Source organism: Achromobacter sp. F4_2707 (genome assembly GCF_047501535.1).
GTDB lineage: Bacteria > Pseudomonadota > Gammaproteobacteria > Burkholderiales > Burkholderiaceae_B > Yanghanlia.
The window spans coordinates 69792-96045 of the sequence record NZ_JAZDRJ010000006.1 but is presented as its reverse complement, the minus strand read 5'-3'; the positions used below and the strand labels follow the sequence as shown (position 1 = coordinate 96045).

At 58.8% G+C, this 26254-nt stretch carries 29 protein-coding genes; 20 read left to right on the top strand and 9 right to left on the bottom strand.

The window, feature by feature from the left end:
* Positions 1 to 11: 11 nt before the first annotated feature.
* From nuoF to VRY85_RS07560, 9 genes are all read right to left on the bottom strand, one after another.
* Positions 12 to 1379: an NADH-quinone oxidoreductase subunit NuoF gene (gene nuoF, locus VRY85_RS07600; RefSeq protein ID WP_414597984.1), complete on the bottom strand. Its 1368-nt coding sequence runs from the start codon at positions 1377 to 1379 to the stop codon at positions 12 to 14.
* Positions 1376 to 1870, bottom strand: a complete 495-nt coding sequence (gene nuoE, locus VRY85_RS07595; RefSeq protein ID WP_414597983.1) for an NADH-quinone oxidoreductase subunit NuoE — start codon at positions 1868 to 1870, stop codon at positions 1376 to 1378. The genes nuoF and nuoE overlap by 4 nt, the downstream gene beginning before the upstream one ends.
* Positions 1871 to 1903: 33 nt before the next feature.
* Entirely contained in the window at positions 1904 to 3160 is a 1257-nt protein-coding gene (locus tag VRY85_RS07590) for an NADH-quinone oxidoreductase subunit D (RefSeq protein WP_414597982.1), read from the bottom strand.
* A gap of 2 nt (positions 3161 to 3162) precedes the next feature.
* Positions 3163 to 3774: an NADH-quinone oxidoreductase subunit C gene (locus VRY85_RS07585; protein WP_414597981.1), complete on the bottom strand. Its 612-nt coding sequence runs from the start codon at positions 3772 to 3774 to the stop codon at positions 3163 to 3165.
* 39 nt (positions 3775 to 3813) lie between these two features.
* Positions 3814 to 4290 carry a NuoB/complex I 20 kDa subunit family protein gene (locus tag VRY85_RS07580; protein WP_414597980.1) on the bottom strand — a complete coding sequence of 159 codons (477 nt, stop codon included), beginning with the start codon at positions 4288 to 4290 and terminating at the stop codon, positions 3814 to 3816.
* Between the two features lie 70 nt (positions 4291 to 4360).
* Positions 4361 to 4720, bottom strand: a complete 360-nt coding sequence (locus tag VRY85_RS07575) for an NADH-quinone oxidoreductase subunit A (RefSeq protein WP_414597979.1) — start codon at positions 4718 to 4720, stop codon at positions 4361 to 4363.
* Positions 4721 to 5338: 618 nt separating this feature from the next.
* Positions 5339 to 6583, bottom strand: coding sequence for a porin (locus VRY85_RS07570; protein ID WP_414597978.1), 1245 nt, complete (start codon positions 6581 to 6583; stop codon positions 5339 to 5341).
* A 305-nt stretch (positions 6584 to 6888) separates the two neighbouring features.
* The gene (locus tag VRY85_RS07565; protein WP_414598081.1) at positions 6889 to 7212 is read right to left on the bottom strand and encodes a DUF2007 domain-containing protein; all 324 of its coding nucleotides are present in this window, start codon (positions 7210 to 7212) and stop codon (positions 6889 to 6891) included.
* Complete coding sequence (locus VRY85_RS07560) at positions 7212 to 9902, bottom strand: diguanylate cyclase (RefSeq protein WP_414597977.1); 2691 nt, start codon at positions 9900 to 9902, stop codon at positions 7212 to 7214. The genes VRY85_RS07565 and VRY85_RS07560 overlap by 1 nt, the downstream gene beginning before the upstream one ends.
* Positions 9903 to 10483: 581 nt before the next feature.
* Between VRY85_RS07560 and rhuM the strand changes: the two genes are divergently transcribed.
* From rhuM to stbB, 20 genes are all read left to right on the top strand, one after another.
* Positions 10484 to 11485: a RhuM family protein gene (rhuM, locus tag VRY85_RS07555; RefSeq protein ID WP_414597976.1), complete on the top strand. Its 1002-nt coding sequence runs from the start codon at positions 10484 to 10486 to the stop codon at positions 11483 to 11485.
* Positions 11486 to 11498: 13 nt separating this feature from the next.
* Positions 11499 to 11789 (top strand): plasmid mobilization protein, encoded by a 291-nt coding sequence (locus VRY85_RS07550; protein WP_128355401.1) that lies wholly within the window; start codon positions 11499 to 11501, stop codon positions 11787 to 11789.
* 52 nt (positions 11790 to 11841) lie between these two features.
* On the top strand, positions 11842 to 12513 hold the full coding sequence (locus VRY85_RS07545) for a TrbM/KikA/MpfK family conjugal transfer protein (RefSeq protein WP_414597975.1): 672 nt from the start codon (positions 11842 to 11844) through the stop codon (positions 12511 to 12513).
* Positions 12514 to 12523: 10 nt separating this feature from the next.
* A complete protein-coding gene (locus VRY85_RS07540) occupies positions 12524 to 13186 on the top strand; it encodes a transglycosylase SLT domain-containing protein (RefSeq protein WP_414597974.1) in 663 nt (220 codons plus the stop codon).
* Positions 13187 to 13269: 83 nt separating this feature from the next.
* Positions 13270 to 13590 (top strand): TrbC/VirB2 family protein, encoded by a 321-nt coding sequence (locus tag VRY85_RS07535; RefSeq protein ID WP_131070974.1) that lies wholly within the window; start codon positions 13270 to 13272, stop codon positions 13588 to 13590.
* A gap of 3 nt (positions 13591 to 13593) precedes the next feature.
* Positions 13594 to 13914 (top strand): type IV secretion system protein VirB3, encoded by a 321-nt coding sequence (locus tag VRY85_RS07530; protein WP_131070975.1) that lies wholly within the window; start codon positions 13594 to 13596, stop codon positions 13912 to 13914.
* Between the two features lie 11 nt (positions 13915 to 13925).
* Positions 13926 to 16370, top strand: a complete 2445-nt coding sequence (locus VRY85_RS07525) for a VirB4 family type IV secretion/conjugal transfer ATPase (RefSeq protein ID WP_414597973.1) — start codon at positions 13926 to 13928, stop codon at positions 16368 to 16370.
* A 9-nt stretch (positions 16371 to 16379) separates the two neighbouring features.
* On the top strand, positions 16380 to 16925 hold the full coding sequence (locus VRY85_RS07520) for a hypothetical protein (RefSeq protein WP_414597972.1): 546 nt from the start codon (positions 16380 to 16382) through the stop codon (positions 16923 to 16925).
* Between the two features lie 191 nt (positions 16926 to 17116).
* A complete protein-coding gene (locus VRY85_RS07515) occupies positions 17117 to 17500 on the top strand; it encodes a hypothetical protein (RefSeq protein WP_414597971.1) in 384 nt (127 codons plus the stop codon).
* Between the two features lie 38 nt (positions 17501 to 17538).
* Positions 17539 to 18276 (top strand): type IV secretion system protein, encoded by a 738-nt coding sequence (locus VRY85_RS07510; RefSeq protein ID WP_414597970.1) that lies wholly within the window; start codon positions 17539 to 17541, stop codon positions 18274 to 18276.
* A 38-nt stretch (positions 18277 to 18314) separates the two neighbouring features.
* Positions 18315 to 19202, top strand: coding sequence for a type IV secretion system protein (locus VRY85_RS07505; protein WP_414597969.1), 888 nt, complete (start codon positions 18315 to 18317; stop codon positions 19200 to 19202).
* A gap of 76 nt (positions 19203 to 19278) precedes the next feature.
* Complete coding sequence (locus VRY85_RS07500) at positions 19279 to 19416, top strand: conjugal transfer protein (RefSeq protein ID WP_347287422.1); 138 nt, start codon at positions 19279 to 19281, stop codon at positions 19414 to 19416.
* 3 nt (positions 19417 to 19419) lie between these two features.
* Positions 19420 to 20106, top strand: coding sequence for a virB8 family protein (locus VRY85_RS07495; protein WP_414597968.1), 687 nt, complete (start codon positions 19420 to 19422; stop codon positions 20104 to 20106).
* Between the two features lie 26 nt (positions 20107 to 20132).
* The gene (gene virB9 / locus VRY85_RS07490; RefSeq protein WP_414597967.1) at positions 20133 to 20984 is read left to right on the top strand and encodes a P-type conjugative transfer protein VirB9; all 852 of its coding nucleotides are present in this window, start codon (positions 20133 to 20135) and stop codon (positions 20982 to 20984) included.
* 11 nt (positions 20985 to 20995) lie between these two features.
* On the top strand, positions 20996 to 22105 hold the full coding sequence (virB10, locus tag VRY85_RS07485; RefSeq protein WP_414597966.1) for a type IV secretion system protein VirB10: 1110 nt from the start codon (positions 20996 to 20998) through the stop codon (positions 22103 to 22105).
* On the top strand, positions 22077 to 23102 hold the full coding sequence (gene virB11, locus VRY85_RS07480) for a P-type DNA transfer ATPase VirB11 (protein ID WP_414597965.1): 1026 nt from the start codon (positions 22077 to 22079) through the stop codon (positions 23100 to 23102). Before virB10 ends, virB11 begins: the two co-directional genes overlap by 29 nt.
* A 129-nt stretch (positions 23103 to 23231) precedes the next feature.
* A complete protein-coding gene (locus tag VRY85_RS07475; protein ID WP_414597964.1) occupies positions 23232 to 24149 on the top strand; it encodes a TrfA in 918 nt (305 codons plus the stop codon).
* Positions 24150 to 24599: 450 nt separating this feature from the next.
* Positions 24600 to 25058, top strand: coding sequence for a hypothetical protein (locus VRY85_RS07470; RefSeq protein ID WP_414597963.1), 459 nt, complete (start codon positions 24600 to 24602; stop codon positions 25056 to 25058).
* Between the two features lie 27 nt (positions 25059 to 25085).
* Entirely contained in the window at positions 25086 to 25505 is a 420-nt protein-coding gene (locus VRY85_RS07465) for a hypothetical protein (RefSeq protein WP_414597962.1), read from the top strand.
* 39 nt (positions 25506 to 25544) lie between these two features.
* A complete protein-coding gene (stbB, locus tag VRY85_RS07460; protein WP_414597961.1) occupies positions 25545 to 26252 on the top strand; it encodes a StbB family protein in 708 nt (235 codons plus the stop codon).
* The last annotated feature ends 2 nt before the right edge of the window (positions 26253 to 26254 follow it).

Below are 26254 nucleotides of genomic sequence, written 5' to 3'. Positions count from 1 at the left end.
GTGTGTCCTGCCTACAGATATTTGGGCACCACACATTGCTTATGCTCAATGTGGTGTGCGAATTCGTCGCGGAAATGCTTGATAAAACTACGTACCGGCATGGCCGCCGCGTCGCCCAGGGCGCAGATGGTGCGGCCCATGATGTTCTGCGCGACGGAATCGAGCACGTCGAGATCTTCGGGCCGACCCTGGCCGTTCTCGATGCGATTCACCATGCGATACAACCAGCCCGTACCCTCGCGACAGGGTGTGCACTGGCCGCAGCTTTCCTCGAAATAGAAATAAGACAACCGCAGCAGCGACTTCACCATGCAGCGGGTTTCGTCCATGACAATGACGGCGCCCGAACCCAGCATGGAGCCTGCTTTGGCGATAGAGTCGTAATCGAGGTTGGTCTCCATCATGATGTCGGCAGGCAGCACCGGTGCGGATGAGCCGCCGGGGATCACTGCCTTGAGCTTACGCCCGCCGCGCATGCCGCCGGCCAGTTCCAGCAACTTGCTGAAAGGCGTGCCCAGCGGCACTTCGTAGTTGCCGGGGAGTTCGACGTCGCCCGACACGGAGAAGATTTTGGTGCCGCCTGCGTTGGGCACACCGATATCCAGGTAAGCCTGCCCGCCATTACGGATAATCCATGGCACGGAAGCAAAGGTTTCCGTGTTGTTAATGGTGGTGGGTTTGCCATACAAGCCGAAGCTGGCCGGGAAAGGCGGTTTGAAGCGCGGCTGCCCTTTCTTGCCTTCCAGTGATTCCAGCAGAGCGGTTTCTTCGCCACAGATATAAGCACCGTAGCCGTGGAAGGCATGGAGCTGGAAGCTGAATTCGGAACCCAGGATGTTGTCGCCCAGGAAGCCGGCGGCGCGCGCCTGTTCGAGCGCTTCTTCAAAACGCTTGTAGACTTCGAAAATTTCGCCGTGAATGTAGTTGTAGCCGACGCTGATGCCCATGGAGTAGGCGGCGATGGCCATGCCTTCAATCACCAAATGCGGGTTGAAGCGCAGCAGGTCACGGTCTTTGAATGTGCCGGGTTCACCTTCGTCGGAATTACACACCAGATACTTCTGACCCGGCAGCGCGCGCGGCATAAAGCTCCATTTCAAGCCGGTGGGGAAGCCAGCACCGCCACGCCCACGCAAGGCGGAGGTTTTGAGTTCCGCGATGACGTCATCCGGCGTCATGCCGGTGGTAAGAATCTTGCGCAGCGCCTCGTAGCCACCGCGCTTGACGTAGTCTTCCAGACCCCAGTTCGTGCCATCCAGGCCGTCCAACAGCTGCGGCTGAATATGACGGCCATGAAAGATCATGCTGGTGGAGAGATCGCCACCCGGGTTGGGATTCAGGCCCTGAGCGAATCGTTGCAGAAAATCGGGAGCGCTCATGCAGATTCCCCCTGCTTCTTGAGTTCTTCAATCATTTCGTCAATCCTGCCTTGCTCCATGCGCACACACATGTGGTGGTTGTTGAGCAGCATGACCGGCGAGTCGCCGCACGAGCCCATGCATTCGCCTTCAGCAAGGGAAAACAGGCCGTCCGGCGTCGTTTCGCCGTAGTCGATACCGAGTTTTTCCTTGAGGTATTCACCCGACTTCACGCCATCGCGCAATGCGCATGGCAAGTTGGTGCACACCGTAATCTTGAAGCGCCCCACCGGGTGACGGTCAAACATGTCGTAGAAGCTTAGGACTTCCTGGACAGCGATGGCGGGCACACCGATGTAATCGGCCACTTCGGCGACTACTTCAGTAGATACCCAGCCTTTCTCTTCCTGTGCGATGGTCAGCGCAGCCATGATGGCGGACCTTCTCTGGTCTGCCGGGAACTTGGCAAGTTCCCGGTCGATTCTTTGATAAGCCTGTGCGGAAAGCAGCATAGTTGAAATCCGGTATATACCTTGGCGACGGCCTTAGCGGTCGATCTCGCCGAACACGATGTCCTGGGTGCCGATGATGGTAACGGCGTCGGCCAGCATATGACCGCGTGACATGACGTCCAGGGATTGCAAATGAGCGAAGCCGGGAGCCCGGATCTTCATGCGATACGGCTTATTGCCGCCATCGGACACCATGTAGATGCCGAACTCGCCCTTGGGATGCTCCACCGCAGCGTAGGATTCACCTGCCGGCACATGCATGCCTTCGGTGAACAGCTTGAAGTGGTGGATCAGGTCTTCCATGCCCTCTTTCATGCGTTCCCTGGGCGGTGGTGCAACCTTGTAGTTGTCAACAATCACCGGCCCCGGGTTGTTGCGCAACCATTCCACACACTGGCGGATAATACGGTTGCTTTCACGCATTTCAGCGATACGGCACAGATAACGGTCGTAGCAGTCGCCGTTCACGCCGACAGGAACGTCGAATTCCACGCGGTCGTAGACTTCGTAGGGCTGATTCTTGCGGATATCCCACTCGATGCCCGAACCGCGCAGCATGGGGCCGCTAAAGCCCATAGCCATGGCCAGTTCCGGCGACACCACACCAACATCAACCAGGCGCTGTTTCCAGATACGGTTGTCCGTAAGCAGGGTTTCGTATTCGTCCACACAGGCCGGGAAGCGGTTGGTGAAGTCTTCGATAAAGTCCAGCAGCGAACCGGAGCGCGCATCGTTCATAGCGCGCAGTTCTTTTTCGCTGCGATATTTGCTGCCGCCCTCGTACTGAGGCATGGTGTCGGGCAAGTCGCGGTAAACACCGCCCGGGCGGTAGTAGGCCGCGTGCATGCGGGCGCCGGAAACCGCCTCGTAAACGTCCATGAGGTCTTCACGCTCGCGGAAGGCATACAGGAAGACCGCCATGGCGCCGACGTCAAGCGCATGCGAACCGAGCGACATCAGGTGGTTCAGGATTCGTGTGATCTCGTCGAACATCACACGAATGTATTGCGCCCGCAGCGGCACTTTGAGGCCCAGCAGGTTTTCCACCGCCATCACATAGGCATGTTCGTTGCACATCATGGAAACGTAGTCGAGACGGTCCATGTAGGGCAGCGCCTGCAGATACGTGCGGTGCTCTGATAATTTTTCAGTGGCCCGGTGCAGCAAACCGATATGCGGGTCGGCACGCTGGATGACTTCGCCATCCATTTCTAGCACCAGACGCAGCACACCGTGCGCCGCCGGGTGCTGGGGACCAAAGTTCAGGGTGTAATTCTTAATTTCAGCCATGCTCAGCGCCCTATTCCGTAACCTTCTTCACGCACGACACGCGGGGTAATTTCACGCGGCTCGATAGAAACCGGCTGGTAAACCACCCGCTTCTGTTCGGTGTCGTAACGCATTTCAACATGCCCGGAAATCGGGAAATCCTTGCGGAAGGGGTGGCCAATAAAGCCGTAGTCGGTAAGGATGCGACGGAGGTCCGGGTGGCCCTCAAACACGATGCCGAAGAGGTCGAAGGCTTCGCGTTCAAACCAGTTCAGCGCGGGCCAGACATCCACCAGGCTGGGCAGCAGAGGGAATTCGTCATCTTCTGTGTAGCAGCGCACACGCAAGCGCCAGTTCTGCGTGACGGACAACAGGTGCAGAACCACGGCATAGCGGTGCGGATGGGGGTTGTCTTCCGCAGGCAGTGTGGGCGCGCCCCAGGCGGAATAGTCGATTCCGCAAAGGTCGATGGCGACCTGGAACGCCAGATCGGGGTTATCGCGCAGTGCCTTACAGGTATCGAGCCAATCTTTGGCGGGAACAATGAGGGTGAGCTCATTGAGTTCCTGCACCAGCGTAACGGAATCACCGAAAGCTGTTCGCAGGTTGTTTTCAAGCGTTTCGAGCCGAGTCATATTACAAGCAAGTCAACGTTGTCGGGTGCCGAGTAAGGCTCAGCGCGCAATGGTATTGGTGAGGCGGATCTTGTTCTGCAGCTGCAGCAAACCGTAGATCAGGGCTTCAGCCGTAGGCGGGCAGCCCGGCACGTAGATATCGACCGGAACAATGCGGTCGCAGCCGCGCACCACCGAATAAGAATAGTGGTAGTAACCGCCGCCGTTCGCACAGGAGCCCATGGACACCACCCAGCGGGGTTCCGCCATTTGGTCGTACACCTTGCGCAGGGCTGGCGCCATTTTGTTGCACAGCGTGCCGGCAACAATCATCACGTCGGACTGACGCGGGCTGGGCCGGAAGATAATGCCGAATTGGTCCATGTCGTAGCGCGCTGCGCCGGCCTGCATCATCTCGACCGCGCAACAGGCCAACCCGAATGTCATGGGCCACATGGAGCCTGTTTTCGCCCAGTTCAGAAACTTATCTGCACTGGTCGTGATGAACCCTTCTTTCATAATGCCGTCGATAGCCATAATTCTGCCTATTCAGTGCCGCGATACTGTTGGGCGGCCCCTTGAGCCGCCCTTGAGAATGGGAGGGAAATTATTCCCAATCGAGTGCGCCTTTCTTCCACTCGTAGATGAAGCCGACTGTGAGGATGCACAGGAAGACCATGACTGTCCAGAAGCCGACCAGGCCGACTGTGCCATTAGCCAGCGCCCAGGGGAACAAAAAGGCGATTTCCAGATCGAACATGATGAACAGAATGGCCACCAAGTAGTAGCGCACATCGAACTTCATGCGGGTGTCGCCAAAGGCTTCAAAACCACACTCATAAGGCGATAATTTTTCATCGTAAGGCCGGTGCGGGCCCAGCAGCCGACCGGCGGCCAGAAGCGCAAAACCGATAACGGTGCCGACGATGATGAAAAGAAGAACTGGGAAGTATTCCTGCATACCCATGCCACGCATCCGGTCTCAAAGATTAAACCCCTGGATTGTAGCATTTTGAACGAAGCTCTTTCCAGGCTTGGTGCTGCCGGATACACATGAGCATGCACTGTGCCAGCCATATTGAGAATGCGTCTCAACCTGGATGGACACAGGATTATTTTCTCGTGGTTAACCCTTGGTTTGGGCAAACTTCACAGTCCACCCAGGTCGCGAAGTGCCCCGTTACGGGAGCGATGGCACACTTTTTAAAACACTCCACGCTCGCCAGTACGTTTTTCACGTACCCAGACTCAATGACACCAGCACTCTGCGAGAAAAAAAGGGGAGTATGAGTGCGAGAACCACACACAAAAACAGTCCGAAATCGTTGTGAAATAACAACGAAGGCTATCCACCTGACTCATCACGAAATTGCACCTGCCGTCTGAAAACATCAACAGCGCAACGCGTCGACGCACGCCACCCACTAAACACGAGAAGCCCGCAGCGTCACGCAGCAATTGCAGCGACACGCTCAGCACCAACGACAAAAAACCACCCGAAGGTGGCTTTTTGCTTTGCGTCTTTCTTTCGCAGCCGCGACAAGCGCGGCTGCTTCGGTTTGCATAGGCGAGCTATGCGTGTCGATTAGAAGCGGTGACGCAGACCAACAGCAACAGTGCTCTTCTTGGCGTCGTCTACGAGACCAGCGTTCTTCTGGTAAGCACCGTAAGCGTACACGTTGGTGCGCTTGGACAGATCGTAGGTGTAGCCCAGAGCATAAGTGTGCTGCTTCTCGAGCGAAGCCTCACCACCGGTGAAACGATCGGGATCGCTACGCGGATCGATCATGCCCCAGGAAACCATCAGGTTGCCAGCACCCAGAGGAGCGGACAAGCCGACCAAGTAGGAGTTGGCCTTGAAGCCCTTGTCGAACTCGCCAATGCGGTTACCGGTTGCTGCCCAATTGCCAGTGCTGTCCAAATAGTTCAGGCTGCTGTCAGGGCCAAGACCGGCAGATGCGTAAGCACCGTCACGCAACTGACCAAAGGCACCCGAAAGCTTCACGACTTCAAAGTCGTAAGAAGCGCCAAGCACCCACTGCTTCACTGTGACGGACTCACCAGCGTTGTTCTGACGTGGAACAGGGACACCGAGAACAGTTGTCGGCTCGGAAGCGCGGCTATTTTGCTTTTGGTCGTAGCTCAGCGCAACACCCAAGGGGCCGTTGGCATAGCGAAGACCAGTCGAGAACGCACGCACGTTAGGATTGCGCAGTTCTTCATGTGTTGCCGATTGCCCGCCATTAGTATTAAACGAGTAAGCAACGCCGAATTGGAAGCCCGAGAAGTTGGGGGTTACGTACTTAACGGTGTTGTCCATGCGGTTCGTGTTGATAGCCGCAAACGCTTGACCACCGTTAGCCAGACCGAAGCCGCCGCCGAAGGGGTCGATCATGCCGAGCAGGAAGTCGGTACCGACGTTGTGCTGGCGACCAAAGCGCAGGCTACCCCAGCTGTCGCTGGCCAGACCAATCCAGGCTTGACGGCTGAATTGACGATCCATGCCGGTGCCGTGCTGTTGGAAGCCACCGCTACCAATGTTGAAGCCTTGCTCCAGGGTGAATTCGGCGCGCAGGCCATTGCCGAGATCTTCAGTACCGCGCAGGCCGAAACGGCTGCCGGACTGACCGTTCTGGGTGCCGTCGTGCAGACCGGTGCGGGTGCTCTTTACGGTTTGAGTGGCGCCAGTTGTGGTGTTACGAACCTCACCTTTGCTCTGGTGCCAGCCGAAGCCAGCGTCAATCAGACCGTAAAGGGTAACGGACGTTTCTGCCTGGGCAACGCCGGTGAAACCGAGCGCAAGAGCAGCAGCGAGCAGAGTCTTTTTCATGTAAGAAATCTCCGTAGATTTTGAGTAACTTGTAGAGCAGCGACTACAACGACCTGTGCTGCTGCTCTTTTCAACTCCGCGATGGGAAGTTGGTGCTATTGCATCAAAATTCACGAAACATTGCCATCGTGGCGACGCAAAAGCGCCATATTTTCCGTTTTGGTGTTGGTTGTTAGCAACAAACCGGCCATATTCAGAGAAAATGCCAAGTAGTTACCCTGAGGGGGATGTTGCCGCGCCGCAACAGCCGGAAAAGCGGTTTTCCGTGCTTTAACGACATGCTTCCCAACGACACAAAACTGCTTTCACCCAAGCGCGGCGGGGCGGGGTTGGCCGCATTGCCAGCAGTCAGAGAATTGCGGCTCCAGCCATTCGTCGCAATGACTGCAATGCCAGTGAGGGCGGCCCGCATCGTCTGCGCTTTGCCCGCTGTCAATAATGCGCAGGGCGACTTCTTTATGCTCGGGGTTTTCAATCCACAGGTCGGGGCCGCATTGATCGACCGGGATTTCCCCGGCCACGGCATGCAGATGCACGCCCGTCAAGCGGCTGGGGATGCCCGCCTGCTCCAGCAGATTCACCCAATGTTGGCCCAGCATGAGGCTGGGTGCGCGCGTCAGACGCATAATCATGACACCTCCCCAGTAACAGAGTGTTTGGCCAGCATTTGGCTGCAGACTCGATTGCGGCCCTGTTCTTTGGCCCGATAAAGAGCACAGTCGGCCGCGGCGAAAAACGCTTGCATGTGGCCGATTTCAGCCGGCGCTGCCGCCACCACACCTATGCTGACGCTCAGACAATCATTATCAACCTGAGAGTGCTCAATACCCAGGCTGTAAACGGTGCTGCGTAGCCGTTCGGCCGTTTCCATAGCAGCCGGCAAATCTGCACCGACGAGCACAACGGCAAATTCCTCGCCCCCATAGCGACACAGAAGGTCTGAGCCGCGAGCCTGCTTGCTTAGGGCTTGCGCCACCTTAACCAGCACCTGATCGCCTGCAGCGTGACCATAGTGATCGTTATAACGCTTGAAGTTATCAACGTCCAACAGCAGCAAGGCCATCATATTGCCGCTGCGTAGGGCGCTTTGCCACTCACGCCGGATGAATTCATCGAAACGGCGGCGGTTGGCGATGCCAGTGAGCGCGTCAGTGAGTGAAAGCTCGGCCAGCTTCTGGTTGGCGGCGGCAAGTTCCCGGGTACGGTCCGCCACGCGCTGTTCGAGCTCATCGGATTGGCTGCGCAACTGCCCGGCCATGGTTTCCAATGAACGGGTAAGGCTGTTGATTTCCCAGATAGGGCTGGGCGGCGGCAGCGCCGCCTGCCACTGGCCCCGCCCCAGTTGCCGCGCCCACGCCTCCATGCGCAATAGCGGGTGGGTAAGCCAGGTCAGCAAAAACAATATGCTCAGTACACCTATCGTGAGAAACAGCGCTGTGAGGTAGAAGACGTCACGCAGAAGCGGAGTGGCGGTACCGCTGAGCCAGCTTTGCGGCAGCAAGGTGGCAAGCAATATATGGGGGCCATCCGGCAGGCGAATCGTCTGCCAGTCCAGCAAGTGGGTTTTACCGCCTACCTGAATAAAACGGTTGCCTGCACTGCTTTTGTCTTCCGCTATCGCCGCCGCGGCAGCCCGGATCAGCGGGTTATCAATATTGTGCATGCTGATGCCGTGATCCCCTTCCGGCTCAAGCGCATGCACCAGGCTGTCGTCGGAACTTGCCAGCAAGTTGCCATTTTCTTCTGCAAGGAAAACCAGTTGTTCATGATTGCGGGTGTGGTGCTTCAGAAAATCACTAATCTGCTGTAAAGCGACATCAGCAGAAATCACACCCAAAAAGCGGTTTTGAGCATCGTATACAGCAGAGGAAACCCCAATGCCCAGCCCGTTGTACTGGTTACGTTCGTCCATGGTGGTGTAGCGGTACACCGGATACCAGCGCAAGCCTTCGTGCGTGGTTGCCTGCTGATACCAAACCGTGCGGCGCGCGTCGAAATACGGGTTGCCTTTGATGAATTGTTCGCTGGGCTGGTTGCCTTTCACCACCCAATGAACTTGCATTGCACGGCCCGTTTCTAAGGTAGCGAACTGTAGACGCACATTGCGATCACTACCGGTCGGCGGGCGGCTGGCAGCAAAGTATTCACCCCTTGTGTTGGCCACGGAAAGAAAAGTCAGCTGCGGCTGAACACGCAGTTGCGACAGCAGAATGCTGAGCATTTGCTGTGGCTCATCCAGACTGATGATGCCGTTGCGAAACAGTTCAATCGCAAAAACGGCCTGTCGCGGTGCATCAAAAAACGATTCAATCCGCGCCCGCAGCTGCCGGGCCAGCTCGCTCGCCTGCTGTTGCATCAAGCGCTCGGCCGCCTGTTGCGTAGCAGAGTATGACAACCAAGTCACCGCACCAACAAGCAGCGCTATGGGGAGAACAACCATCAACACCACGCCTGTGCGCAACGCCATGCCCTGACGGTGGCTGCGCTGGCCTGCCAAAATGCCACTTTTATAAAGCTGGTAAAAAATCAACACCAACAGCAGCGTAGCGCCGGTGAGACGGATGAAATCGGAACGGGCGGTGGAATACCCCTGCTCATGAGGCTGAGCGCGCAATTCCCAATAGCCGTTTTCCGGCACCTTAACGCGCGGCCCTGGAGGGCTGCGGCGGAAGCGCTCCGGCTCACCAAGAATATCGAGTTCCTTGTGTAAGGGGCTTTGCGCCTGTATTAATAAGTCGAAGTCCGCTTCCTGGGGTACCCAGCCTGCCTTGCGTAGCAGTGTCTGTAGATCGGCGGCCGAATTAACAAACCCCGAATAACCTTCTTTTGTTGAAAAATAAGGCGTGCGCAGGATGATGCCCTGGCGGCCGGTCTGCCGCAATGTGACTTTGCTGTCGATAGTGGTGCCACGGCTGGCGACGGCCCGGCGGATGCTGGCCATGAATTCGGGGCTGAGGAAATAATCAATACCCAGGACCGCTTCATTACCCTCTAGCGGAAAAGCCGCTTCGATTATGTATTCACGGGTAAAGGAAAGTGTCAGTTCGGCAGGGTCGGGGCTCAGACTCTGGATGATGGGATGTGACTGAAGCCGATACAGCAAGCCAGGCGTGGTACTTAATTCGCCCGCCAGTTGTTCGGAGTTACTCACCAGTTGGTCGAACTGCTGCTGCAGCTTGCCTCGTATTTCCTCAAGCTGTCGGGCAACCCGCTCATTGTGCTGCCGGGCCTGACTCTGAGCATCAAAATGCTCGACCAGAAGAATCAGGCCTGTACCAACCAGCAGAAGCAGAGTAATGCGCAGCAACGCTTTAATCATTATTGAATGCCGCCGCCAAGCCGGCCCCTTCGCTCTAACCCAACCCCTCAACTGGGGGCAGCCCATGCGCGCCCACCCCACAGAAACAATTACGCACATTGCGAAATTCTAACAACAATGTAACTACGCGTCTTTAATGGAATACGAGTGATTAGCGGGTCGGGCTTTTCGTCATAAAGAGCCTCGCTAGCCCTTCGCAAGACTTGTTTTTGCGAAGAACCGAATGCCCTTCCCCAATATTGGAAGAGCCAAACGTGCAAGAGCCAAAAAAAACCCGCATGAAACAATGTTCATGCGGGTTTCTGGCTCTATGCCAAGCACGTTTTTGAACAGGCTTGACACTGAATTGTGGTGCCGTCGGCGAGACTCGAATAGTCAGTATCCATGTGGGCTTCAGAAGGCACCCGCCCCCCGCATACCAAAAAACATACCAAAAATAATCGGCTTGTGTTCCGTAGGACAAAGTGACCTCACTACGGATGCCCTGAACCAGAAGCTGAGCTATAAGAGACAAGGTTACGCCGGAAGGCCTCTGCTCACCTGCCATTTTACGTGAATACCCCTCACACACCGGAATCCCTATGGACGACACACAGCAATTGGTCATTTTTGAAGGAGAAGCCGGACAGGTGGAAGTGCGGCTGGAAGGTGAGACTGTCTGGCTCAGTCTGCAGCAACTGGCAGACTTATTTGGCCGAGACAAGTCGGTGATTTCACGCCACCTGAAAGGTATTTTCTCTACGGGCGAGTTACCACGAGAGGGAACAGTTGCAAAAAATGCAACGGTTCAACTCGAAGGCACGCGGGAAGTCGTACGGCACATCGAATATTACAACCTCGACGCCATCATTTCCGTAGGCTATCGCGTCAACTCAACCCGCGCCACCCGCTTCCGCCAATGGGCTACCACCGTTCTGCGAGAACACCTGACCCAAGGCTACACACTCAATCGCCAGCGCTTCGAACAGAACGCCGCCGAACTGGAGGCTGCCCTGACCCTGGTGAAGAAAGCTGCCGCAGGCGACGCCCTGACCACTGACCAAGGGCGCGGCCTGGTGGATGTCATTGCACGCTACACCCACACATTCCTGTGGCTACAGCGCTATGACGAAGGTCTGCTGACCGAGCCGCTGGGCAGCCCAGGCGGAACACTTCCGTCTACTGACGAGGCCCGCAGCGGCATTGCCCGGCTGAAAGCCGACCTAATGGCCCGCGAGGAAGCCACCGCCTTGTTCGGAAACGAACGCGAAGGTGGCTTGGCCGCCGTCCTAGGCAACCTGGATCAAACCGTCTTCGGCGAACCTGCCTACCCAACAGTGGAGTCCAAAGCCGCCCACCTGCTGTACTTTGTCATCAAGAACCATCCGTTCTCAGACGGCAACAAGCGAATAGGCTCTTATCTATTCGTGGACTTCCTGGCCCGCAACGGCCGCCTGCTGCGCGACGATGAACCCGTCATCAATGATGTCGGCCTGGCCGCCCTGGCCTTGCTGGTAGCTGAATCCGACCCGAAATCGAAAGAAGTCATGATCCGCCTGATCGAGAACATGCTGGCACCCAGCCAGATCAGAACAAACCCATAACAAGGGAACCCTCATGAACGAACCTCTTTCCGAGGTCATCCGTATCCGGGTGACCCCGTCTCATGCTGCGCGCTTGGGCGAAGCAGCTGCCCTGTCTGGGCTATCCCTCTCTAACTATATAAGGCGGCGTCTTTCCGCCGACGACACGCTGCAGGAAGAACTGACGCTGTTGCGCAAGGTCGTGGCCGATCTGGGCCAACTGCGTGACACCCGCCTGGCTGCCATTGAAAGCGCCCACCTGCTACGTGCCATGGCCAAACCTGAACATCTCGCCATCGCACAACAGACGCTGCAACAGCGCTGACCCCTCCAGGCCGACAGGCCGCACGCTCTACCCCACTCCCGGAGACTTCCTCATGCACACCCTTCCCGCCGTGCGGGCTGGGGCGCTGGCGCTTGCCTGCGTCCTGGCTCCTGCTGCCCACGCGAACGGCACAATTGAGCTGCTGACAGGCATTCCCCGCCTGGCCTGCGAAGCGACGCTATGTCTGTCTTCCAGTCTGCGCCCCGGTGAATGCAGCCCGTCGCTGGATCACTACTTCGGCATCAAGAAATTCAACAAGCGCGGCCTGGACTGGTCTGCGACGGTCGCAGCCCGACGGGCTTTCCTGTCTGAATGTCCCGCTTCCGGCGAAGATGGCATGGCGCAGCGCATCGACGCGATTTCACATGGCGCCGGCAAGTGTGATGCGGAATATCTGAACAGCAGCTATTCCGGCACCGCCTACAAATGGCGCGAACGCGGATACCGCTACGGCGGCGACAGCGCCGAACCCATCTACGAAGTCCATCCGCTTCGCACGGTCACGCTCACACAGCTGCCCGCCTATTGTGTGGTCTACAACGATCACGCCTGGACCTATGAGCTGTCTATCCGCTACGTGGGAAGGCCGGCCATGGGCGGCTACTGGATCAAAGCTGAGGATTACGACGCGGCACAGGCCAAATGGGAAGCGGAGCACACAGGTCAGTGGGCAAACGGCTGGAATTTCTCTCTGACCGACCCCAGGCACCGCAGCGACAACTGAGGACTCCACCATGCTTGCAGAACTCGCAGCTCTGGCCCTTGCCTGCGCTCCCGATATTCACCCGGTCACACTGCATGCCGTGGTCAAGCATGAATCCAGGGCGCAGCAGTACGCCATCGGCGTCAACCGCAAGGGCCACCCACTGAAGCGTCAACCCCGCAGCCTGGAAGAAGCCACAGCAGCAGCTCAGAGGCTGATTGACCAGGGCATCGACTTCGATGCCGGGCTGGGTCAAATCAATGTACGCAACTGGGCTTGGCTGAAGCTGGATGCCACGACCGTGTTTGACCCCTGCCGCAATCTGACAGCAGCCCAGACCGTGTTGGCTGACTGCTACGCCCGAGCCTTACCCGCTCACAAGGACCCGCAACAGGCGCTGCGCGCCGCGCTGTCCTGCTACAACACCGGCAATTTCAGGCGTGGCTTTACCAACGGCTATGTGGGGAAGGTACTGACTCAGGCAGGCATCAAGGTGCCTGCACTTGCACCGGAGCCCGACACGACAGAATCCCCGGAAGAAGCCGACACACCGGCCCAACCCTCAGAGAAACCCAGGCAGAAACCACAGCCTGAAGCGCCGCCCGGCACACCCGACGGTTTCACCTCCAACCCGGCGACTGACGGCTTTGCCCAGACGCCCGATTCTGAACCCGGCCAGCGTTCCGACACCTGACCACGGCCCACCAGGCCGACCATTCCTTTTCCCTTGTCACCGTCACCCCTGCGCCGCCCGGCGTCTGGGGCAGGAGTCTTTCCATGTCACTACTGAATCACTTCAGAAACGCTACGCAACGCCTGCATATTCTCAACAGATGGATGACAGCCCTGCTGCTGTTCAGCATCACTCAGGCGGCATCCGCCCAATCAACCGGCGGGCTTTCCAGGGCGCAGACCACACTGCAGACCCTGCGCAACAACCTGGATATCATCCTGCCGATTGCTGCCGTCATCATCGGCATCATCATCTTTGTGCTGTATTCCGCAGAGGTCATGCGCAAGGATGACGCCATCCGTTGGGGCATTGGTGTGCTGCTGGCCGGGTCAGCCGCTGAACTGGTTGTGCTGCTCTGGAAGTAAGCCATGAACGATCACACCTACCCTGTCTTCAAGGGGCTGGGCCGCAAGGCCACCTTCATGGGTGTTCCCACGCGGCTGTTATTGGGTGCCTTCGCCGTTGTCGCGGTGATCGCCATGACGGCAGGGCTGGCGTGGTGGGGACTCCTGTTCGTGGTCATGCCTACCCTGGCCATCCTCACCCGCGACGACGACAAAGCCCTGGACGTACTCTGGCTTGAGTTCAAGACCCGAAAACGCAACCGTAATCAGCGTTTCTGGAAGGGTTCCAGCTACGCCCTGCACGGCTACCACCGGCGCCGCCCCTGGCGCGCACTCATCCGATAAAGGACGCAACCATGACTGCTGCAGCCACTCTTGCCGTGGATGAACGGCGGGTTTCGCGCTATCTGCCCTATTCCCACCATGTCACGGATCAGATCATCGCCTGCGATAACCATGAGTACCTGGCCGTCATCAAGGTGGCGGGGCGCGCACCGGATGCCTACGCACAGGAAGAACTGAAGGAATGGATTGAAGCCCTGCATAACGTGCTGCGCGGCCTGCCCATGGGGTCGGTCGGCTTCTATTCCCACATCATCCGCCGCCGCGTCACCGAATACCCGGAAAGCACTTTCAGCCAGCCCTTCGCCTCCCAGTTCGACGCGGCCTATCGCTCCACTTTCGACGCAAGCGGCCTGATGGTGAATGATCTGTACCTGTCGGTGCTGGTTCACCCGGTCGAGGATCCGATACTTGGCACCTTCGCCAGCTTGGAAAAGGCCGACAGCCAGCGCATCGCGCACTGGCAGACGGAATCCATCGCCCGCCTGAACGACATTCTGCGCACATTCAAGGCCGGTCTGTACCGCTACGATCCGCAGACGCTGGGGATTGTGGATCGCAATGGCTTTGCCTTCAGTGAAACCGCTGAGTTCCTGGGCTTTCTGCTTTCGGGGCGGCAACGGCCTGTACCGCTCACGCGGGACCGGCTACGCGACACCCTGCCCTATGCCCGCCCCATCTTCGGCAAACATGGCGAGCTTGGTGAACTTCGTACCGTGGCAGACTCGCGCATCTTCGGCATGATGGAGCTGCGCGACTACCCGGAAGCCAGCAAGCCCGGCCACATGGACCGGCTGCTGGGCCTGCCGCATGAGTTTGTACTGACCCAGTCATGGGGCAGCCACACCGGTGCTGCAGCCAAGAAGCTAGTGAAGCGCCATCAAAAACTGCTGGTGGACTCCGGCGACGACGCCGGCAGCCAGGTGGCCCAACTGACCCAGGCCATGGATGACCTCACTTCCGGCCGTCTTGGCCTGGGCGACCACCACGCCACCTTGCTTATCTATGGTGATACGGCGGAAAGCGTGCGCCATGCACTGGCGCATACAGCCACCGCCCTGGCCGAAGAAGCCATCGGCTTCAGGCCATTGGAAAAAGCCCTGGAAGCTGGCTTCTGGGCGCAGCTGCCCGGCAACTGGCATTGGCGCCCGCGCCCGGTGCCTGTCACGTCGCTCAATTTCCTGTGCTTCTCCAGCCTGCATAACCAGTTGACGGGCAAGCCTGCTGGCAACCCATGGGGGCCAGCCGTCACCATGCTCAAGACACAGACCGGCAGCCCGTTCTTCTTCAACTTCCATGCTTCAGTGGAAGACCTGGACGAAACCGACAAACGACGCCCGGGCAACACCATGATTATCGGCATGACCGGCACCGGAAAAACCGTGCTGCAGGGAATGCTGCTCACCCAGGCGCAGAAGTTCGGCGCAACGTGTGTGGTGTGGGATAAAGACCAGGGTATGCAGGTGCTCATCATGGCTCTGGGGGGCAGGTACTTCAACATTCGCTTGGGCGAAGCGACCGGTTGGAACCCATTTCAGATGCCCCCTACCAAAGGAAACGTGGCCTTTATGGTGCGGTTGGTTGTTTTCCTGGCCGAACGCCGGGGTGAAGCGGTCACTACCCGGCAGCATGCCGACATCACCCAGGCCGTGCAGCAGCTGACCACGCTCATCGACCGCGAAGCCCGCACGCTATCCACCCTGAACACCCTACTGCCCAACCCTTATAGCGAGGATGACAGCACCAGCACTATTCACGCACGTCTGGCACCGTGGTGTAGGGGCGGTGAATACGGCTGGGTATTCGATAACCCAGCAGATGAACTGAGCCTGGCAAGCGATGACGGCCAACCGGCCATTTTCGGTTTTGACCTCACCGAACTGCTGGACGATGACGCGGTACGCGGCGCGGCCACCATGTATTTGAAACACCGCATCGACGCCCTGCATGATGGCCGGCGCATCATCAACCTGTATGACGAATGCCAGCATCCGTTGAAAGACAAGCATTTCCAGGATGACATGCAGGACGCCAGCCGCACCATCCGCAAGAAAAACGGCGTGCTGGCCTTCGCGACACAGGAACCGGGTGCCATCACCGAAAACCCAGTTGGCCCGTCACTGGTTCAGCAGACAGCCACCCTGATTCTGCTGCCTAACCCAAGGGCCAAAGCCCGCGATTACATCGAAGGATTCGGCCTCACTCCCGCCGAGTTCGAGTTGCTGAAAACCCTGGGCGAAGCCAGCCGCAAGTTCCTCGTCAAGCAAGGCTCCAGTGTCACGGTGGCACAGCTGGACCTCTCCGGCTGCGAAGACGAACTGCTGGTGTTCTCCGGCAGCCCCGACATGGCAGAGATTGCAGAACAGGCAGTCGCCCAGGCCGGGCCAAATCCAGCGCACTGGTTGCCGGTGTATCTGGATGCAGTTCGCCGAGGCCGAATTGCTCCGGCCACTTCATAGGAATGACCCATGAAACACAATGCCAACGAACGTGAGAAGCTGCAGGCTCTGGATGTAGAGCGACGCCAGACACAGGCTCGTGATGATCTGCAGACAGCCAAAGATCAGGATTTCTACACGCGGTTGGGCCTGCACGGCCCGGACGCAGACACCCCGGAAGACACTTTCCTGATCTCGGTCTACAGCGAACACTGGACGCATGAAAACCTGGAAGCCGGGGAAACCAACACCCGTGACATCGAGCTTGACCGGGTGACAGTAGATGCAGACGACCTCGAACGACACAGCCAGGATTTCGGCGTATCCGAACCCTCATGCAACGACCCGCGCATGAGCCCGGATATCTGGTTTTCGTCCACCTACCCGCGCCAGGATCGTGCCTATTTTGAGCAAGGTGTGCAAAAGTATTACAGCCTGCACGTCCATGAAGTGAATGGGCAGCGCCCCACCCCGGAGGATTATCAGCGTGTAGCCGACCTCATCGGCGCACGCTTCGACCATGCGCTACGGCCCTCACCACAGCATGAACAGGAGGGACCGGACCTGTGCATGTAAACCTTCCCGACCTCCAAACTCAGCCCTCTGCCGATGAGATAGCCGGCATGGCCTGGTGGAACAATCTGAAACCTATTGAACGTGTTTGCTGGCTTACAACTGCCGGGCACGCTTGCAGCGTGGCAGACGCCTGGGCAGCGTACAAACGCAGCCAGGAAATTACTGATAACCGACCACCATAGGAACACCCAATGAAACGAAGACATTTCATCGCCGCTGCCGGAGCCACTGCCCTGCTGAGCATTCTGGCGGGATGCAAGACAGAACCGAAGGGCGAGAAATTTCTTGGTTATTGGAAGTCGGACAGCAAGTACGACCCTGACGCCATCCATATCACCCGCAACGGCGACAGCTTCCTGTTCACTGTCGTTGCCAAGGATCCATTCGGCGGCGGCTATCAGACCCACAAACTACCCGGCAAGCTGGACGGCTCAGACAATATCCTGGCCGTAGGTGACCAGCGCATTGCCTACGAAGAAAACGCTGACCAGATTATCTCCGGCCGGATGAAGGCGCACCGCGCAACTGAAGCCGAATACATGGCCATCGCCCAACAGGCCAACACCTCCCCCTGATTCCAGCGCCGGCAGGCGCATCTCTCGGAGCACTCCCCATGAAACGCTGCAAGCTCTTCGCGGCGGGCATTGTCCTGTCCGTCGCTTTCATTACCCCTGCGCACGCCAGCGGCATTCCTACGGTCGATGCCGCAACCATCGCCCAGTTGCAGGAACAACTGCTGACGGCCCGCGATCAACTCAAAAATCTTACGGAACAACTGATGACCGCCAGAGAACAGCTTGCTGCCTTCACCCAATCAAGCGGTTTCGGTAATGCAGTTGGCAGCCCTGACCTGCGCGACCAGTTGCGGGCAGCGTTACCAGCAGACGCACAGGGTCTGCTGGATCGTTCTGGAAACTCCAGCCTGAATACCGATGTCAGCCGCATCACGGATGATGTCATGGCGCCCGTAAGTTTCCAGGAAGATCGGGCCAATCTCTCCAAGCGCGCCGTAAACATTGAAGCGACATCCAAAGCCATGAGCCAGCGCGCTTACGACTCCATGACCCGGCGTCTGGCTAACGTCGATGCCCTGCAAGATCAGATCAATCAGACGACCAACCCGAAAGAGATTGCCGAGTTGCAAGCCGCATCCAGATTGAGCAGGCGAATATCTCTGCCGAACAGACCCGCATTCAGCTTGCTGCACAGCAACTGGATGCGGAACGGCATCTGCTGCAGGCCCGGGCTGAACGTGTCTACGGAGGATGGTTCGGGGACAACGACACAACCGACACAGTCGTCCAAGGCAATGAGTGAGGCCATGCTATGTCCGGCCTCAACCCAACCATAAGCCAGCCTTCGGCTCCAAGTGATATTGCCCAGTGGGTCATGACCCAAACAGAGAACACCCTGCGCGACGCGGTTAACGGCCCCATGCAGGCTTTATTTGAAGCCCTGGTTCCCGTCATCACTGTGGGACTCACCATCCAATTTGTGATCTACGCCTTTGCACTGATGCACGGTCAGAGCAATATGACCGTCACAGAGTTCTTCCGCAAAGCCATCCTGGTAGCCATCGTCGCGATGATCTTCGGTGCAGGTGGGCTGTATCAGTCAGACATTGCAGAAACCATGATCGCGCTGCCTGATGACATCACCCAGATCGTCCTGAGCAGCGGAAGCGTAGCCGAAGAAGTAGACAGGCTGCAGAATGAAACCGGCAAGGCATCCAGCGCCATGATGGGCAAAGGCCAGGACGCCTGGTACAACGTCCTGCCATCCACCAAAGAGGTGCTGGTCAGCATTCTGGCAACGATGGTGCGGGTCAATGCTGCCGTGCTTGGCAGCATTGTCATGGTCATTGTGGTGGTCTGCAAAGTGGGGATGGCGCTCGTCGTCGCCACCGGCCCAATCTTCATCGCAGCAACACTGTTTGAACCTACCAAACCGCTGTTCAACAACTGGGTTTCACAAGCGCTCAATTTCATTTTCCTGGCGTTGCTGGCCGGCCTGATTTTCGGCCTGATACTGCAGATGAACATCCAGCTGATTCGCATGATCGCCGATCAGATCAACGGCGGGGCCAAGGATATTCTCGGTCTCTTTGGCGCACAGTTGTTAGTGGGCCTTGCCAGTCTCGTCATCATGATTATGTTGCCTGGCCTTGCCGCCGGCCTTTCCAACGGCTTCGGCGCTCAACTCGGTGTCGGTTCCGCCACCCGGGGCGCGTTCTCGGTCCTGCGTCTGCGCAGCATGCTGCGCCTGCGCGCCAAGTAAGCCTTTCCCCACCCGCTACCCAGCGGGGCCATCGAGCCTTTCCTTCTGCCCGCGCGGCAGGACAGGAGCCCATCCCATGCAAAAACTCATTGCCGCCCTGGCGCTGGCCGGGCTGCTGGCGGGCTGCGCCTTTCATGCGCCCCAACCCCCACAGCCTGCTGACGGGCCGCGTGTGCCGGTGAACGCCAGCGCACCGATTTTCAAAGGAGCCTGAACCGTGTCAGAACCCCTCAAGTCTGAAGACGTTGCAGCCTGGCTGGAACAGTCGCGCGGCCTGGAGCGCGACCACCTGGGCGAACTGGTAACCAGTCGCAAGCGCGCCTGGCAGGTTGCGATGGGCGCGGGGCTGATCGCCTTTGCCGCCGTCGCTGCCGTGGCGGGCCTGACGCCCCTGAAGCAACCGCCTGAAATGTATGTGGTGCGCGTCGATAACGCCACCGGCAGCATCGAGCATGTCAGCACCCTGGGCGAACCGATGGAAGATTATGGCCAGCGCATCGCCAAGTATTTCCTGAACACCTACGTACTGAACTGCGAAGGCTACAGCTGGCAGACCATCCAGGAGCAATTCGACACCTGCGCCCTGCTGTCCTCGCCACCCATTCAAGTGCAGTACGGCAAGCGGTTTGAAGGGCCGGATGCCGTAACCACGCGGCTTGGCACCCTGGGTACGATGGATGTTCAGGTTCATTCCATCACCCTGGGCGCCAATCAGGCAGCCATTGTGCGTTTCACCAAGACGGAACGCGAAGTCACTACCGGCAACATCACCCGGACACGGCACCTGATTGCCACCATGGCCTACCAGTACGCCGACGTTCCTCTCACAGAAGCCGTCGCCCGTCGCAACCCGCTGGGCTTTCAGGTTGTGCGCTACGACCTGGCCGCCGACCTCTCGCGCTGACCCGCCCTGGATCAGAAGGAATTCCCATGTTTGAACTCTTCCCACGCAAGCGGGCGCTGACACTGCTGCTGTGCCTGGCCCTGCCAGCCAGCGCCTGGGCGCTGGAGACGCCCCGCTCCTCACGGCTCGACCATCGGGTGCGCTATGTCAACTATGACCCGGCCAACGTGATTCAGCTGGATGCGGTGATCGGTGTTGCCACCCACATCATGCTGGAACCCGGCGAAACCTATCAGTATCACGTCTTTGGCGACAGCCAGGCTTACGCCTTCACGTACAAGAACCACCACCTGTTCTTCAAGCCCACCGCCGAAGACGCTCACACCAACCTGATTGTTATCACTGACCGGCGGGAATACAGCTTCCGACTGTCCTACAGCCATGACCGCAGCGCCCCGGCCCTTTACAAGCTGGTGATGCGCTACCCCGAAGTGGAAGCCCGCATGAAAGCACAGGCCGCACAGAAGGCAGCGGTTGAGCGCTCGTTGCAGGCGTCTGCCGGCACGATGAACTGGCAGGCATACACCCGAAGTGGCAACGCCAGTATTGCCCCCGTTCACGCCTGGGATGATGGCCGTCATACCTGGCTGCAATTCCCGCCGGAAACCGACATGCCCACGGTGTACCGCGTAACCCCTGACGGCCAGGAGGTCATCACCAACTACCACATGGCCGATGAACGGACGATGGTGCTGCACCGCACCTCGCCACGCTGGCATCTGCGCCTGGGCAATCAGGTACTGGCCATCCATAACGAAGCCTTTGGCCTGACCCCGGTACCCGCCCACACTGGCACAGCCTCTCCCACCGTCCGACGCACGGTGAAAGGCGCGACAGCGCCTGTACCGACGCTGCGGGTTCGGGAGATCACGCCATGAAGGAACAGCCCATGAACGACACCGATCCGCACCAGGATCAGACCACCGCGACCCGCCTGGAGCGCGAAGCCCTGAACCTGGAAACCGCCGGGCGCAGCGCCCCACGCGGCGCACGCGCTTTTCTGTGGCTGACCATCCTGGTGGCGATTGCTGTTGCCATCGGCGTGCTGCTGAAAGCCTGGAGCCGGGACCCGGCGCCTGCCAGCGACAGCAGCCTGGAAGCCGATCAAAGCGGAATTACCAACCGGCTGAAGCCGCCCAGGGTCGAGCGACCCGCACCGCCCAAACCCTTGCCACCCCCGGCGCCAGCGCCAGTTCCGGCACCCGCGTATGTAGTTCCGCCACCCACGCCCGCAGCACCGCCGCCGGTCGATGAAGTGGCGCAGCGGCGGCTGGCCAGCCCGCTACAGGCGGGCGGCGCAGAAGGCAGCAGCACAGGCAACGCCACGGCCAACACCCCAAGCGGCCCCTACAGTGACGCCGGCCCGCTGGCCGACAAGCTACGGCCCCTGGAGCTTGCGCCCTCTGTCGCCGGGCTGCTGGGGGATCGCAACTTTCTGCTTACGCAAGGCACCATGATCGACTGCACGCTACAGACCAAGCTGGTCAGCACCCAGCCGGGGCTGCTGACTTGCCTGGCCACCCACGATGTCATGAGCGCCAACGGCAAGGTCAAGCTAATCGACGCCGGCACCAAGTTCACCGGCTACCAGTCCAGCGGCATCCAGCAGGGCCAGGCCCGCGCCTTTGTCACCTGGAACCGGCTGGAAACGCCCGCTGGTGTCATCGTGGAACTGGCCTCACCCGGCACCGGCCCCCTGGGCGAAGCCGGGCTGGACGGCCATGTCGATAACCATTTCTGGGAACGCTTCGGCAACGCCATCCTGCTGTCCCTGGTGGGCGACTTCGGCAACTGGGCATCGAATCAGGGACAGTCCGGCGACAACAACATCCGCTTCGACAACACCGCCCAGGGCGGCCAGGAAGCCATTGCCAAGATTCTGGAACGATCTCTGGACATACCCCCCACCCTCTATAAAAACCAGGGCGAACGCATCGGCATCATGGTCGCCCGTGATCTGGATTTCAGCCATGTCTACGACCTTGAACTTACCCCTTGAAGTGGTCCCTTTTGATCGCGCCATTTCTGTACGGACCTTTCTGCGGCCCCTGGCTCAGCACCTGCAAAACCCGAAAGTCACAGAGATCGCCATCGTACGCGAGGGCCATCTGTACGCCCGCACGGACGGACACTGGATATCGCACGACTGCGAGGAACTGAGCTACCCGCACCTGGAAGCGCTGGCGACGGCACTGGCGGCCTACAACCACATGGCGCGCAGCCCCATCATGTCGGTGGTCCTGCCCGATGGGGAGCGCGGCCAGATCATTCTGCCACCGGCCTGCATAGACGACACCATCGCCATCAACATCCGCAAACACGCCACGGAAACTTTCTACCTGAAGCAGTTGGCGTCCGGCGGGGCTTTCAAGGCCACCATGGATGCCACCGCCAAATATGGTGCTGACGGCCTGTCGAAACTCGATCAGCGACTGCAGATACTGAAGAACAGAGGAGACTATTTCGAGTTCCTAGTGGACGCCGTCCGCGCACGCAAAAACATTGTGATTTCGGGTGCAACGGGGTCAGGCAAAACCACTTTTGCCCGTTCCCTCATGAATGAAATACCCGTCCATGAACGCCTTATCACCATTGAAGACGTGCATGAACTGATCCTGCCCTGGCATGAAAACCGCGTCCACATGATGTACGGCGGCACACGAGGCCGTGTATCGGCCACCGACTGCCTGGCGGCCTGCATGCGCCTGTCACCCGACCGGATTTTCCTGGCAGAGCTGCGCGGCCCTGAAACCTGGGACTATCTAGCGGCCCTGAACACCGGTCACCCAGGATCCGTCACCACGACACACGCCAACAGCGCAATCGACGCCTTCGACCGGCTGGCCATCCTTACCAAGCAGTCATCCACCGGCGGCAATCTGGACTTACCCACGATTCAGACCTTTATGCAGCAGACCGTGGACATTGTTGTGCATGTCGAGAAATTCCGTGTGCAAGAAATCTGGTTTGAACCCCGGCGCCACGTCGTCGCCTGAGTTCCCGCAGCAGCGCCCCACCCGATCCATTCGACCCGGCAGTCTGCCGGGTCACCCTTCCCTGAACCCGTGTGAGGCGCTGCACACACTCCGGGCGGCCCTTGCATGGGCTCGCCCGGAGCATCTTCAATGACCACACCCACCCGCACGCCTTTTCACAAGGATGCCAACCTGCAGCGGCTGTCAGCGGCTATGCAGCGCGCCATGCAGAAAGCCTCACAGGCCATAGCTGAGGCCGCTGAGAAACAGGCCACCACCCCGACACCGTTCATGCTGCCCGGCATGAACGAAACGGTACGCGCCATCCCGAACTACATTGCCCGCAGCGCCATCTTTGCCCCAGTGCGCCGTGGCTGGCGACCTCTGCACGATGAAACCGTGTTTCTGGAGGGGAACCACATTCTGCTCAAGGGTTCGGGCAAGCAACTGAGCGAAGACCACGCCGACATCTGGATGCACGCCATGTATCTGCAGACCACTGCCCTGCTGGGCGAAGCGCCGGTTATCAACCGCGCCGACTTCCTGCGCGGCATGGGCCGGCCCACAGGCGGCAGCGCCTACGAATGGCTGCATGAAGGCATGAAAGACCTGGCACGCTTTACCCTGTGCATCGAGGCACGAAGGAAAGACGGTTCAGTGAAATACAGCTATGGCCGCCACCCGTCCACCCGTGTGATTGCCATGATCGGGGGCTTTGACTACCACGAACCCACAGGCAGCTACACCCTGTATGCCGACCCTCGCTGGGCGCAGATATTCGGCAACCGGGAATATGCCCTGGTGGACTGGGCCAAGCGCCTGCAGATGCGTCATGACCTCTCAAAAAGCCTGCAGCGGCTGATTGGCACCTCTGCCGATACCCAGCAGAAATACAGCCTGGACATCCTCAAGCAACGCGCCCAATACACCGGGCGCATGCGGGATTTCCGGGTCACGCTGGAGCGTAGTCTGGACGAATTGGAAGCCCTGAAAGTGATTGCAGAACCCCGGATTGAAGCCGCGATTCGGGGCCATGAACAGGCGGTCTGGACGCGCCTTGAACGGTAGTTTTTCATCGTCATAGCATCGCGCTTCATGCTTGCAAACAGCCATTTCAGGCACGATTTCAGCCTGTGGATAAGTGGTTTTTGGTGTCGTCATAGCATCGCGGCAGTCGCGTCATAAGATCGCGGCCTTTCGTCAGAACATCGCGCTTTGTCGTCACAGCATCGCGCAAGATTTTTTGAAAGCCGCATGAATACTGGCTTTCAAGCCTTCACAACGCCTTCTACCTTATTCCTACCTTACTTCTACCAAACCAGCCTGTGAACAAGTCAGCCTGTCTTCCGGCCTGACGCGCAGCACTGTACTTGTTCCCGGCAGGCCGTCTCGCATCGGCATGCTGCACAGCCGCACAGCAGCTGTCGGTCAGCAACAAAGCCATCACCCGCCCACCCGGGTTACCCCTTCTTTTCACCCCATGTATTGCCTGTCAAATCACAGGGCAAAGGAGATCTCATGCACTCGACCATCGACTCCCGCATGCTCAACATCGCACAAGAAGCCGCTCTCCATGGCATCGGTGCGATGAGCCTGGGCGAAGCACTCACCGCAGCACTCGTCTTGAACCGCTGCGATTGGCTGCACGAACGTGGCTACAGCATCGCGGAAGCCCTGGACCGTATCGGCCCGGAGTGGACGGCGCGACTCCGCGAAATCGAAAGACAGTTCTACGATGAAGTCACCCAGGCGCGGCTGCGATTCAATTTCGAGATTTGTTCTCACCCAACCGACACGGGATGCTTCACGCTGCGCCTACTCGAAGGCAGCAAGGAAGTCGGCGGCGGCAAGTTTTCCACTCACGGTAGAGCCACTCAATTCACAGACGAGCAATCCGCCTACGACGAAGCACTGGCCACGGGACGCTCTTGGTTGGTCGCCAAGCAGGCTGCCGTCTCTCCTGAATTGTCGCGATAAGCGGCGCTCTCTTAACCCTGGAATCCTATGATTGAATCCGCTCCCGTCGCACGCTACCGGGCCGCGCTCGCTGAGCTGGACCCCCGCATCAGCATCGCCGCCCAGCTGCGCGCACTCTTCCCTCTGATCGAAGCTGAACTCGCATCCGGCGTTCCCCATGCTGCTGTGCTGGACGATTTGGCCGCAGCCGGCCTGTCGGTCCAACACAGCACCTACACCATCACCCTGTACCGCTGGCGCAAGGCACAGCGATCTGCGGAAGCGAAATCAGCCGCGCCACCTCTCCCGCACGCGGCGCCCACCACGGCAACCAAAGCGCCCCCCACCACTGCGCCAACCCTTAATGCCATTGAGGGCCGACCCCGCAACATCCAGACGCCCGGCGACCTGCGCAAGATTCGCGACATGCGTATCGACTTGGAAGCCCTGCGCCGTGAAGGCAAGTAGCCCCTTTTCCCACCGACAACACCCCATAAGGAATAAACCATGAAAGTCGCCGTTCTCAACTACACCGGCTCCGTTGGCAAAACGGTTGTTGCTTCCCACCTGCTCGCGCCCCGTATGAACGGAGCGCAGATTTTTGCAGTGGAATCCACCAACGAAACCGGGGCCGACTTGGGACTGAATGTCGATCAGCTTCGCGGTGAACACTTTGGCCGCCTGTTCCGCGAACTGCTCACCCGGGATGACGCCATTGTCGATGTCGGGGCCAGCAACATCGAGGACTTCCTGACCCACATGATGCGCTACGAAGGCGCGCACGAAGAAATGAGCTTCTTCGTGCTGCCGGTCATCAATACAGGCAAGGCCCAGCGCGAAACCATCAAAACCGTGGCCGCGCTGGCTTCGCTGGGTGTGAACTCGGACCGGGTACGGATTCTGTTCAACCGTGTCGATAGCAGCGTCGAGGAAGAGTTTCCGTCCATCCTGGCGTACGCCGCCAAATCGGGCGAAGTGCAGGCCAACCCCCAGGCCGCCGTCTACGAAAACGAAGTCTTCGAACTGCTGGCAGACCAGCGCACCACCATCGCGGATGTGCTGGCCGATCAGACCGACTACCGTGCTCTGCTGCGTAGCACCGATCCTGATGATCACGCCCGCATCTCACAACTGAGTAACCGCCATGCCCTCCGCGCCCTGGCCAAGCCGGTGGACAGGCAGATGAATGCGGCATTTGCTGCACTGTTCTCGTAATT

Bases quoted from the DNA above. Each gene is read 5' to 3' on its own strand.
- nuoF (WP_414597984.1), bottom strand. From the start codon at position 1,379: ATGAGCGCTCCCGATTTTCTGCAACGATTCGCTCAGGGCCTGAATCCC.
- nuoE (WP_414597983.1), bottom strand. From the start codon at position 1,870: ATGCTGCTTTCCGCACAGGCTTATCAAAGAATCGACCGGGAACTTGCC.
- VRY85_RS07590 (WP_414597982.1), bottom strand. From the start codon at position 3,160: ATGGCTGAAATTAAGAATTACACCCTGAACTTTGGTCCCCAGCACCCG.
- VRY85_RS07585 (WP_414597981.1), bottom strand. From the start codon at position 3,774: ATGACTCGGCTCGAAACGCTTGAAAACAACCTGCGAACAGCTTTCGGT.
- VRY85_RS07580 (WP_414597980.1), bottom strand. From the start codon at position 4,290: ATGGCTATCGACGGCATTATGAAAGAAGGGTTCATCACGACCAGTGCA.
- VRY85_RS07575 (WP_414597979.1), bottom strand. From the start codon at position 4,720: ATGGGTATGCAGGAATACTTCCCAGTTCTTCTTTTCATCATCGTCGGC.
- VRY85_RS07570 (WP_414597978.1), bottom strand. From the start codon at position 6,583: ATGAAAAAGACTCTGCTCGCTGCTGCTCTTGCGCTCGGTTTCACCGGC.
- VRY85_RS07560 (WP_414597977.1), bottom strand. From the start codon at position 9,902: ATGATTAAAGCGTTGCTGCGCATTACTCTGCTTCTGCTGGTTGGTACA.
- rhuM (WP_414597976.1), top strand. From the start codon at position 10,484: ATGGACGACACACAGCAATTGGTCATTTTTGAAGGAGAAGCCGGACAG.
- VRY85_RS07550 (WP_128355401.1), top strand. From the start codon at position 11,499: ATGAACGAACCTCTTTCCGAGGTCATCCGTATCCGGGTGACCCCGTCT.
- VRY85_RS07545 (WP_414597975.1), top strand. From the start codon at position 11,842: ATGCACACCCTTCCCGCCGTGCGGGCTGGGGCGCTGGCGCTTGCCTGC.
- VRY85_RS07540 (WP_414597974.1), top strand. From the start codon at position 12,524: ATGCTTGCAGAACTCGCAGCTCTGGCCCTTGCCTGCGCTCCCGATATT.
- VRY85_RS07535 (WP_131070974.1), top strand. From the start codon at position 13,270: ATGTCACTACTGAATCACTTCAGAAACGCTACGCAACGCCTGCATATT.
- VRY85_RS07530 (WP_131070975.1), top strand. From the start codon at position 13,594: ATGAACGATCACACCTACCCTGTCTTCAAGGGGCTGGGCCGCAAGGCC.
- VRY85_RS07525 (WP_414597973.1), top strand. From the start codon at position 13,926: ATGACTGCTGCAGCCACTCTTGCCGTGGATGAACGGCGGGTTTCGCGC.
- VRY85_RS07520 (WP_414597972.1), top strand. From the start codon at position 16,380: ATGAAACACAATGCCAACGAACGTGAGAAGCTGCAGGCTCTGGATGTA.
- VRY85_RS07515 (WP_414597971.1), top strand. From the start codon at position 17,117: ATGAAACGAAGACATTTCATCGCCGCTGCCGGAGCCACTGCCCTGCTG.
- VRY85_RS07510 (WP_414597970.1), top strand. From the start codon at position 17,539: ATGAAACGCTGCAAGCTCTTCGCGGCGGGCATTGTCCTGTCCGTCGCT.
- VRY85_RS07505 (WP_414597969.1), top strand. From the start codon at position 18,315: ATGACCCAAACAGAGAACACCCTGCGCGACGCGGTTAACGGCCCCATG.
- VRY85_RS07500 (WP_347287422.1), top strand. From the start codon at position 19,279: ATGCAAAAACTCATTGCCGCCCTGGCGCTGGCCGGGCTGCTGGCGGGC.
- virB9 (WP_414597967.1), top strand. From the start codon at position 20,133: ATGTTTGAACTCTTCCCACGCAAGCGGGCGCTGACACTGCTGCTGTGC.
- virB10 (WP_414597966.1), top strand. From the start codon at position 20,996: ATGAACGACACCGATCCGCACCAGGATCAGACCACCGCGACCCGCCTG.
- virB11 (WP_414597965.1), top strand. From the start codon at position 22,077: ATGTCTACGACCTTGAACTTACCCCTTGAAGTGGTCCCTTTTGATCGC.
- VRY85_RS07475 (WP_414597964.1), top strand. From the start codon at position 23,232: ATGACCACACCCACCCGCACGCCTTTTCACAAGGATGCCAACCTGCAG.
- VRY85_RS07470 (WP_414597963.1), top strand. From the start codon at position 24,600: ATGCACTCGACCATCGACTCCCGCATGCTCAACATCGCACAAGAAGCC.
- VRY85_RS07465 (WP_414597962.1), top strand. From the start codon at position 25,086: ATGATTGAATCCGCTCCCGTCGCACGCTACCGGGCCGCGCTCGCTGAG.
- stbB (WP_414597961.1), top strand. From the start codon at position 25,545: ATGAAAGTCGCCGTTCTCAACTACACCGGCTCCGTTGGCAAAACGGTT.